The organism is Bacillus sp. NTK034 (assembly GCF_017303275.1).
In the GTDB taxonomy this organism is placed as follows: Bacteria; Bacillota; Bacilli; order Bacillales; family Cytobacillaceae; genus Cytobacillus.
This window is the reverse complement of the sequence record NZ_JAFKOJ010000023.1, coordinates 1-9978: the sequence shown is the minus strand read 5'-3', so window position 1 is coordinate 9978 and position 9978 is coordinate 1. Positions and strand designations below refer to the sequence as shown.

The 9978-nt window shown below is 36.7% G+C and carries 10 protein-coding genes; 9 read left to right on the top strand and 1 reads right to left on the bottom strand.

Annotation, left to right across the window (positions count from 1 at the left end; genetic code table 11):
* The 3 genes from JI665_RS28025 to JI665_RS28015 form a co-directional block, all read left to right on the top strand.
* The coding region (locus JI665_RS28025; protein WP_206846221.1) for a four-helix bundle copper-binding protein at positions 1-96 on the top strand (96 nt) is incomplete at its 5' end.
* A 192-nt stretch (positions 97-288) separates the two neighbouring features.
* On the top strand, positions 289-1446 hold the full coding sequence (spoIIP, locus tag JI665_RS28020) for a stage II sporulation protein P (RefSeq protein ID WP_206846218.1): 1158 nt from the start codon (positions 289-291) through the stop codon (positions 1444-1446).
* Positions 1447-1791: 345 nt separating this feature from the next.
* Positions 1792-2526, top strand: coding sequence for a sulfite exporter TauE/SafE family protein (locus JI665_RS28015; RefSeq protein ID WP_206846215.1), 735 nt, complete (start codon positions 1792-1794; stop codon positions 2524-2526).
* Positions 2527-2773: 247 nt separating this feature from the next.
* Here the strand turns inward: JI665_RS28015 and JI665_RS28010 are convergent, their stop codons facing one another.
* Positions 2774-3691 (bottom strand): plastocyanin/azurin family copper-binding protein, encoded by a 918-nt coding sequence (locus JI665_RS28010; RefSeq protein WP_206846211.1) that lies wholly within the window; start codon positions 3689-3691, stop codon positions 2774-2776.
* Positions 3692-3888: 197 nt separating this feature from the next.
* On the opposite strand from JI665_RS28010, the gene JI665_RS28005 reads away from it, so the two are divergent.
* From JI665_RS28005 to JI665_RS27980, 6 genes are all read left to right on the top strand, one after another.
* Positions 3889-4638, top strand: a complete 750-nt coding sequence (locus JI665_RS28005; RefSeq protein ID WP_206846208.1) for a PIG-L deacetylase family protein — start codon at positions 3889-3891, stop codon at positions 4636-4638.
* Between the two features lie 32 nt (positions 4639-4670).
* Positions 4671-6470 carry an ABC transporter substrate-binding protein gene (locus JI665_RS28000; protein WP_206846206.1) on the top strand — a complete coding sequence of 600 codons (1800 nt, stop codon included), beginning with the start codon at positions 4671-4673 and terminating at the stop codon, positions 6468-6470.
* Positions 6471-6552: 82 nt separating this feature from the next.
* Positions 6553-7530, top strand: coding sequence for an ABC transporter permease (locus JI665_RS27995; protein WP_206846204.1), 978 nt, complete (start codon positions 6553-6555; stop codon positions 7528-7530).
* Positions 7523-8380, top strand: coding sequence for an ABC transporter permease (locus JI665_RS27990; protein WP_071158626.1), 858 nt, complete (start codon positions 7523-7525; stop codon positions 8378-8380). The genes JI665_RS27995 and JI665_RS27990 overlap by 8 nt, the downstream gene beginning before the upstream one ends.
* A gap of 2 nt (positions 8381-8382) precedes the next feature.
* Positions 8383-9354 carry an ABC transporter ATP-binding protein gene (locus JI665_RS27985; protein WP_206846202.1) on the top strand — a complete coding sequence of 324 codons (972 nt, stop codon included), beginning with the start codon at positions 8383-8385 and terminating at the stop codon, positions 9352-9354.
* Positions 9347-9978: ABC transporter ATP-binding protein (locus JI665_RS27980; RefSeq protein WP_206846199.1), on the top strand; the 632-nt coding region annotated here is incomplete at its 3' end. The genes JI665_RS27985 and JI665_RS27980, both read left to right, overlap by 8 nt.

Genomic DNA, 9978 nt, shown 5'->3' with positions numbered 1-9978 from the left:
GGAAACGAATGCAAGAAACATCAACATGAACATTGTCAAAAATGTGCAGATGCTTGCTTTAAATGCGCAGATGATTGCCGTCAAATGGTACAATAAGCATTAAACAGGCACCTAAGGTGCCTGTTTTTGTTTGTATGAATTGAAATCAAAATGAAAAGGCCGCTCATCATAGTGAAAAAATACAAACTCTATTAGATTTAATAGTTCTTCCTAGATTCTATTCTATTATCCTTCTTTTGTTCATATATTCTGAGTAGAAAACAGAATAAATAGAATGGAGGGGTACAAATGAAAGAAAGGAAGAATACTTCTATTTTGTTTATACGAGTTCACTGGATTTATTTATCCCTATTTTTCTTGATTTTTAGTATTACATTTTTTATAAACTTTCTTGATTTAAAAGAAAGATTAAATTCTTCCATAATAACAGCTACTAGTGAAAGAGTGCATACTAATTTCTTTCTAAGGCTAATGTCTACTGAAATAGGTCCGCTAAAATCAAGTATTAAGGAAGAAGAGCCCTCCATTTCCCAAGTTGTATTTCTCACCTTTACAAATATTTGGCCAGAAGACATTCGGACTTTTCTTGGCAGAGAAATACCTGGATTCTCTACTTTTAACACCGAAATTGCCATTGCAGGCCTTGGAACAGACCTTACCACGTTGCCTATTGAATCAGCTCCACCGTTGGAGATGCTGCTGAAAGAGAAAGAGCAGGTAGAAAAGGACCAAGACCAACCAAAAGGTACAGAAGAAAAGGGAGCTTCACCAATCCCTAAAACCGGAAAAGATGTTGCGTATATTTATCATTCACACAGCTGGGAGGCCTTTTTGCCTTTACTTCCTGGAAAAAAAACGGCTAATGAAGCTGTAAGTTTAAATGAAAGTAAAAATATAATAGCCGTGGGTAAAAAGCTGAAAGATGAATTAATGAAACGAGGGATAGGAGCAAATCATAGTACATCTAATGTTACAGAAGAACTGAAAAAGAAAAATTGGAATTATAATTATTCTTATGCTCTATCAAGAGAAACAGTAAAAGAGGTAATGGCCCAAAACTCTTCCATTAATTATCTTATTGATATACACAGAGACTCCCAGCCAAAGAAACTAACAACTACTATGATAAACGGTAAGCCTTTTGCAAGATTATTTTTCATAGTCGGAAAGGAAAATATAAACTACGAGAGGAACCTTGCATTAGCTAAAGAATTAAACAAAAAACTAGAAGAAAAGTATCCAGGGATTAGCAGAGGTGTATTTATTAAAACAAAAGACGATGGGAACGGAGTTTATAACCAGGATCTTTCCAGCCAGTCCATGCTGCTTGAATTTGGGGGTGTAGAAAATAACAACACTGAACTTGATCATTCTATCGAAGCGTTTGCGGAGATTTTCAGTGAATATTATTGGGACGCTGAGGAAGTAAGTGGAAATGAAGGATAATTTACATTCTTAACTGATGATAGGCTGCATATTTTCATCTGCACATATCTTTTAGAATGATTGAAGCTGATTTTTGAACATTCAAAGATCGGCTTTTTTAATTATATTACGATATTTTTTTCAACATATAAACCCCACTATAAGTGAAAATAAAATTCGTTTAATGACACCGGAGGTTACTTTTCCTATTTCTATAAACACCTTAAATATCGTATTTCTTCATAAAATCTTCATAATTAAATGTTATGAATGATGAGTGAACAAAATAGGATTTTCATTTTTCTGCAAACCGCTTTGGCTTTTTCATATAGCTAAGTGAGCTACAAGAATAGGGGTATTAAAGGTATGTATGAGTTATTCAGCACAATAAGCAACTTTTTTAGTCAGCCTCTAATTAATATTGGTTTGAGCACTAAAGACATCCCCATAATATCAGCTTTTATATTGGGACTTGTAGGAGCATTGGCACCCTGTCAATTCACAGGGAATTTGGGAGCCATTACATTATACGGAAGCAGGTCTATACAAAAAAACATTGCTTGGAAAGAAGTTATGTATTTTACGTTGGGTAAAATAGCTGTATTTTCTGGTTTTGGTTTATTAGTTTGGATATTCGGCAGTGAAATTAAGACTTCTTTGACCGTTTATTTTCCTTGGATAAGGAGAATTATTGGACCAATGTTTATATTGATCGGTTTATTCTTACTGGGGTTCATTAAATTCAGGAAATCAATATCACTAGGGGACTTTTTTGAGAGATTTCAAAAGGAAGTGAGATTTGGAGCCTTCTTTATGGGAGTGAGCTTTAGCCTTGGTTTTTGTCCCACAATGTTTGTGTTATTCTTTGTCACTTTGATGCCAATGGCACTCTCAGTAAATTACGGGATGATATTGCCTCCAATCTTTGCAATAGGGACTTCTCTTCCTCTAATTATTTCTGTATTTCTTATTTGGTATCTAGAGCTAGGAGGGAAGTTTGTGAAAAAGGGGAGAAGAATAGGGGCAATTGTTCAAAAAATTACAGGTATCATAATGCTTATAATTGGAGTACTTGATACCATTACGTACTGGAGTCTTTAATAGAATTGTCGAGGAAATTTATTGCTTTATTAGTTAATTATTATAAATTTAGAGATAGGGGCAGATGAATATTCATATGTGGTTTTATTGGTTGTGTACATAAAAAAGCACAAAATTACCGAAATGCAGATAAAGAGCAATTCCAAAATATGAATGATATTATTATGTAAAAGTAATTTGAACCTTCTAATTTGAAAATGGTAAAGAAAAGGCCATCCCTTTAGTAATACAGAAGGGATGGCCATTCTCAATTTACTGTAATTGTACCTATCATGCCATTTTCTTTATGACCAGGAATAGAACAATAGAATTCAAATACTCCAGATTTAAGAGGTGTAAATGTAAGAGTGGCTTCACTTTTTCCTGATGCATGGAGATGAAAATCAGCCTGAGTATTGCTATGGTTACCATGTTGATTGTTTTCAGTCTTAACGGCTATTTCCTTTATCTCAATATCATGATCCGAATTATCTAGATTTTTTAATCTAAGAGAGGCTTCTTTATTTTTTGTAAGTGTTATCTCTGAAGGGTCATAAGAAAATTTTGCAGGAAGAACAGTTAAAACGATTTCATTAGCATTCAAGTTTTTAGTTTTTCCATGCTCACCATGATCCTGCCCAGTCTGTGAAGAGCTAAAGTTAGAGAAGGCTTTGCTTTTATCTAGCTGATTTCCAAAATAAAGAAAGGAAAAAAGAAGGACAAAAGTTAAAACAGGCTTTAAAAACCATTTTTTCTCATTAATAGAGCTCTTTGCTGATAGGATATTATATAGTAATAGTGAACTCGTTGTAAGTGTGAGTAAAATATTTAGCATGGTGAAAGCTTGATTCTGGGAAACCATTTCACCAAGCATGGCTCCCATCATTCCCCCCATTAAACCTGACATAAACCCTTCTAATGAAGGAAGGATACCGAATGCTATTCCGCTAGCTAATCCTGCAATAACCCCAATTCCAGAAGAAACCAATGTAGAAGTATACAAATCTCCTTGATAATATGTTCCAAACAAGACTCCGGCTGTTAAACCTATATTCATTCCCATTGCCATTGTTATAACCATTGCTTGCATTTTTGATAATTTGTGCCTGAATTTTATGGATAGGATAATGGCTGCAATAGCTGAAGAAGCTATTGTGGTTAGAACAAATAACTGGTATATTCCCAAAATTATCAACTCCTCTTTATTTGCTACATGATATGTAAACAGAAAACAAGCCATACCAAAAAATAACCGAATATTAAAAATAAATAATTTTCTAAAAATTCTCTATTTACAAAACGATAATTCGGTATTATTATAGTTTTTAATACCCAATATACGATAGCGGGGTACTGTACTGTACATTCTAAGGAGGTAGGGTAATGTCAAAAGGTAAGAAAATTTTATTTCTTGGTGTTTATGGTATGGAAGTAGTTGAATGCGGTGGAGCATTAGCTAAAAATGTTTTAAATGGGGGAGAGTCATATGCTAGCATTATGCTTTGCAGGGAAACAAGCCAGCCCCAAGTTAGAAATGCTGCAGAGATATTGGGGGTCAAGATTTCTTTCCTAAATTTTGAATATGGGACTGTAGATTTAAGTAAGGACTCCAAAATTAAGTTGATTAAGTTGATACGTGAAGTTAAGCCAGATATTATTATCACCCAAGATCCAGAGCATTCCTTCCATGATTTAGATCCTGACCGTAGACCAGCCATGACCCTTTTGCTTGAATCTATTGCACTTGCAAGCAGAGATTACGGATTAGAAGAAACTCCCGGTTTATCCCCACACCCTATTCCGACCATCTACTACATGACACCTCACCACCCAAATACTGTCGTTGATATTTCTCAAGTTTGGGAGAGAAAAGAAAAGGCAATGGACATGCTTGAAAGTCAAATGGAATTTAGCGGTATGCATTTTGATGAAATTCTTGATCCCAAAACAGTAGAAATTTTATCACCTGGACATTCCCAATTAAAAAACCATCAGGAAAAAGGAAGAGCAATGCATAGAGTGTTAGACAAAGCTGTTCATGTTTATCATGGTCTGGCAACTCATGGGCATTTTGCCCTTGCAGAAGCATACAGAAGAGAAGGAAACTTTCACTTACAAGAACTAATCAAATAGTTAATCTAGATCACTAAATAGGGGGAGTGAAAATGAAAAGATCATTTTTTAGTGTTGGATTAATAATTTTGTTACTTCTTTCAAGTTTCAATCCTGTTCTAGCCGAAGAGAAAGTGCAATCTTTAAAAGTGGGCATTTCAAAAGATGAGAATGGATTAAACCCTTATACGTATGTTACAGGGTATCCAGGGTTAGATTTGGTCAATTTACTTTACGATACACTGTTTAATTTAGATGAAAATAATCAGCCGGAACCTTGGTTGGTAAAGGATTTCAAAGTTAGCAAAGATGGGCTAACCTATGAGCTGACTCTGCATGACAACGTAAAGTGGCACGATGGTAAACCTCTTACTGCTGATGATGTTAAATTCACAATGGAATATTTCATCAAATATCCAAAATCCAGATTTACGAATCCATTAAAAACAATAAAGTCAATAGAGGTAAGCGGCGACACTGGTATAACATTAAATTTATCGCAGGCTGACCCCAACTTCATGATTCAGCCTCTTGCTGATTTGCCAATACTGCCTCAACATATCTGGTCTGAAGTAAGTACTCCTGATGATGAAACCAATGCACTTGGAAGCGGACCTTATATTCTGGAAGAACACAAATCTGGCCAATACTACAAAATGAAATCAAACGACGATTATTTCAAAGGTGCTCCGCCAATCAATGAATTAATATTCCCGATCATTGAAGATACAACTGCAATGTATAATGCCCTTCAGGCTGGCGAGCTGGATGTAATTTCGTCAAGTATATCTCCTGAACTTGTAGAACAATTTAGTTCCAACCCTGCTTTGAAAGTTGTAAGGGGGCCAGGATACAGTACAAGCCTGTTTCAAATTAATGCAGAGAAATACCCTATGACGGAAACCGCATTTCGTCAAGCTATTGATTATGCCATTGATAAAGAAAATTTAGTAAATACGGTGCTGCTAGGCTACGCAGAAGTAGGGAGCCCTGGATTTATTCATCCTTCGTCTTCCTATTTTAATTCGGAATTAAAGCCGGTTTTTGATAAAGAAAAAGCCAAACTAATCCTGGAAGAAGCTGGTTTTATTGATAAAGACGGTGATGGATTTAGAGAAGATCAAAAAGGGAACAAAATTGACTTAACCACTTTGGTTTATTCAGGAAACCCCATTAGAATCAGAACTGCCGAATTAATTTCTGAAGCATTAAATGAAGTAGGAATTAAAAATGCTGTAAAAGCAATGGATTCAACTACAGTAGACTCATTAATGTGGCCTGATTTTGATGTCAGCAAAGGCAGAGATTATGACATTGGCGTCTGGAGCTGGTCTAACACCATGCAGCTATTTCCAGATCGAATAAATGATTTATTTCATTCCGATCCAGCTATTGGATCTGTCAATATCGGGGGGTACAAGAACCCTGAATTTGACCAATTGGGGGAAAAACTTAAACAGACATACGATGAAAATGAACGTCTAAGTTTAATAAAGGAAATACAAGCTTTTGTAGCAAAGGATGCTCCGATTATTCCTCTTTATTACCAAGAGATTGTTGGTGCGTTTAATCCTGAAAAATATGATCAGTATGTCTTCCAGGTGGGCAAGGGAATTATCAACAAGCTATCCTTTGTTTCGACCGAAAAATCCGATTTGCCTGATAATGAGAAAGCTAGTAGCGACACAGCAGCTGTATCAACAGATAGCAAAACAGCAAATACCAGTTCAAATAATGATGGGAATACCTCTTCATTAATCGTATTTGGATTAATACTTCTTGTGGCTGTCATTGGCTTTATTCTATTAAGAAGAAAGAAAAAAGATAAAGGCAATGATGATTTTGATTTTTAATTGAAATAACTTCCCGTAAAAGCAATTTCTTTTACGGGAACTCTATTTAAAAATATTATTTACATATTTGGAGGTGAAAGTGTTGGGTAAATTTATTGCAGGAAAACTTTTACAATATTTCATTGTCATTTTCCTAATGTTGACGCTAAATTTTCTATTACCCCGTCTTATGCCTGGAAATCCATTGGTTTTTTTAGCAGGCGAAGATGTAGGCTTTATGTCCAGTGCTGAAAAAGATGCTATTTTAGACAAGTATGGCCTTAATGATTCAATCTTCGAACAATATGGAGCGTATATAAAGAATATTTTCACTGGTGACTTTGGATATTCCTATCAGCAAAAGCGACCTATCTCAGAACTTTTGATGGAGAGGCTCCCATGGACAATGCTACTTACAGGTCTAGGGTTGGTACTTTCAACCGTTATCGGAGTCATGTTTGGAGCAATTTCCGCATGGCGCAGGGGCACCAGAACAGATGCTAACCTTCTAACTGTCTTTATGTTTTTAAGTGCAATGCCTTCTTTTTGGGTTGGCATGATACTTGTATCAATTTTTTCCGCACAATTAGGATGGCTGCCCGTTTTTGGAGCAGAAAGCGCGTGGTCAAACTATACGGGAATGGACCGGTTGATTGATATCGGTAAGCATCTTATTCTCCCATTGGCTACCCTTATCCTAATTTCTGTTACAAGCACTTTTATGATCATGCGGTATTCAATGCTTAACGTCCTAGGAGAAGATTATATTATGATGGCCAAAGCAAAGGGAGTAAAAGAAAAGGTAATAAAGTATAAACATGCCATGAGAAATGCGCTACTTCCTGTGGCTACTGTATTTATGCTTAGCTTAGGGTTTACCTTGGGCGGTGCCACTGTTATCGAAACCGTTTTTGCATATCCGGGTGTAGGGCGCCTTATGTTTGAATCGGTATTAAGCAGAGATTACCCGCTTATCCAAGCTACATTCCTGATTATTACTTTCAGTGTAGTCATTGCTAACTTTCTAGCAGATTTAATTTATCCTTTACTTGATCCAAAGGTGGGAAGCCGCAATGGTTAATTCAAGATGGAAGAAATATTGGCAAGTGCTCACATCTAATAATATTGGCTTGTTTGGCTTAATCCTTTTAGTGATTTTTTTGCTAATTGCGATTTTAGCGCCTATCCTTGCTCCATTTGATCCAACAGATCGAGTTGGAGCTCCTTTTACGAAGCCTAATAGCCAATTTTTGCTGGGAACGAATGATGTCGGACAAGATATCTTAAGCGAACTTTTATATGGCACGAGGATTTCATTATTAATTGGTGTCATTGCAGCCTTTATTTCCATTCTCCTTGGCTGCCTTGTAGGAATAGTTTCAGGTTACTACGGCGGTAAAGTAGATGCATTTTTAATGAGATTGGTAGACTTAGTACTTGTTATTCCTTTTCTTCCTTTAATGATATTACTGGCCGCTTTTATTGGCCCTAGTTTTTGGAACATTGTACTGGTTATTAGCCTAATTTCATGGGCGAGTCCAGCAAGGGTAATAAGATCTCAGGTTCTAACTTTAAAAACTAAAGGGTATGTAGAGGCTGCAAAGTCAATCGGCACAAACATTAAAGTCATCTTAGCCCGTCATATTCTGCCAGGGGTTATTCCAATAGCACTCTCCCAATTTGTTTTAGCCGCAAGCCATTCAATTTTAATCGAAGCATCCTTAAGCTTCTTAGGGCTAGGAGATCCATTTACAAAGAGTTGGGGGACCATTTTATATTATGCTCAGGCCAGAGGAGCTTTTTTAACTGATGCGTGGATTTGGTGGGTTCTGCCTCCAGGATTATTAATCACAACACTGGTTATAGGGTTCGCCTTTACAGGCTACTCACTTGAAGAGATCCTGAATCCCCGATTAAGAAAGGAGCGTTAGTTATGAACAACGTGTTGTCAGTTGAAAACCTTTCTACCTACTTTAAAACGGATAAAGGGATAGCAAAGGCAGTAGAGAATGTTTCTTTTTCACTCAATAAAGGAGAAATGCTAGGTTTAATAGGTGAGTCCGGATGCGGGAAAACAACAGTTGCTCAGTCCATTTTAAGGTTAATAGAATATCCTGGAAAAGTGGTTTCGGGTCGTGTCCTTTTAAATGGAAGAGATCTCATAAAGGCCTCTGAAAAAGAACTTTCATACTTGAGATGGAAAGAGATTTCTGTTATTCCCCAAAGTGCAATGAACGCGTTGAATCCTATATTTACTATAGGAGATCAAATAATGGAATCCATTTTACTGCACGAGAATGTAAGCAAACGGGAAGCTCTTCAGCGCACTAAGACCCTTCTCGAGTTGGTCGGTATTGATGGGGAGAGGTGGAGGAGCTATCCGCATGAATTCAGCGGAGGAATGAAACAGAGAGTCGCCATTGCTATGGCATTGGCCTGTAATCCAAAATTGGTTATATCTGATGAATCCACAACAGGATTGGATGTTTTAACTCAAGCGCAGGTAATTGCCTTAATCAAAAGCCTTCAAAAGAAAATGGAATTATCTGTAATACTGATCTCTCATGATTTGCCGATGGTTACTGCTATATGCGATAAAATAGCCATTATGTATGCAGGCAACATCGTAGAATGGGCATCCACGGAAGACCTATTGAAAAATGCCAGACACCCATACTCACAAGCACTTTTAAACGCTTCGCCTGATTTAGGCAATCCGGAAAAGGAAGTGGTATCTATACCAGGAAGTGTACCAAATTTGGTGAATTTCCCTAATTCCTGCCGTTTTCATACCAGGTGCCCCCATGCCTTTGACAAATGCCGGCAGGAAACTCCGGAATTTAGAGAAATCAAGAAAGGACATTACACAGCCTGCTTTTTAGAGGAGGAAGAAAACCATGGATAAAAGCACCCTTTTAAAAGTGAGCAATTTGAAAAAAACCTTCATTAAAAAGTCGGGCACTTTTTTAAAAAGAAGAAAAACGGAGGTATATGCAGTTAATAATATCAATTTCGAAGTAAACAAAGGTGAAATCTTGGGAATCATTGGTGAAAGCGGCTGCGGCAAAACGTCAACTGCCAGAATGATTATGCGCCTTATGAAAGAAACCAAAGGAGAAATAACTTTTGAAGGAGTTAATCTTTGTAATCTAAAAGAATCAGAGACAAATAAAATCAGAAAAAAAATGCAGATGATTTTTCAAGACCCCTACGATACGTTAAATCCCGGTATGAAAATTCTTGACATATTAATGGAACCGATTAATGCTCATGAAAAGGGTTTGACTTACGAAGAAAAGTATCAAAAGGTGATTGAGGCCATAGAAGCTATTGAGCTACGACCAGCCCAGGACTTTATCCATCGATTCCCACATCAATTAAGCGGCGGGCAAAGACAGAGAATTGCCATTGCCAGAGCAATTATTTTAAAACCATCTTTTATTGCTGCAGATGAACCTACATCCATGCTTGATGTATCTGTTAGAGCCGGAATACTGAACTTGCTGCTGGATTTAAGAAAGAAAATGGG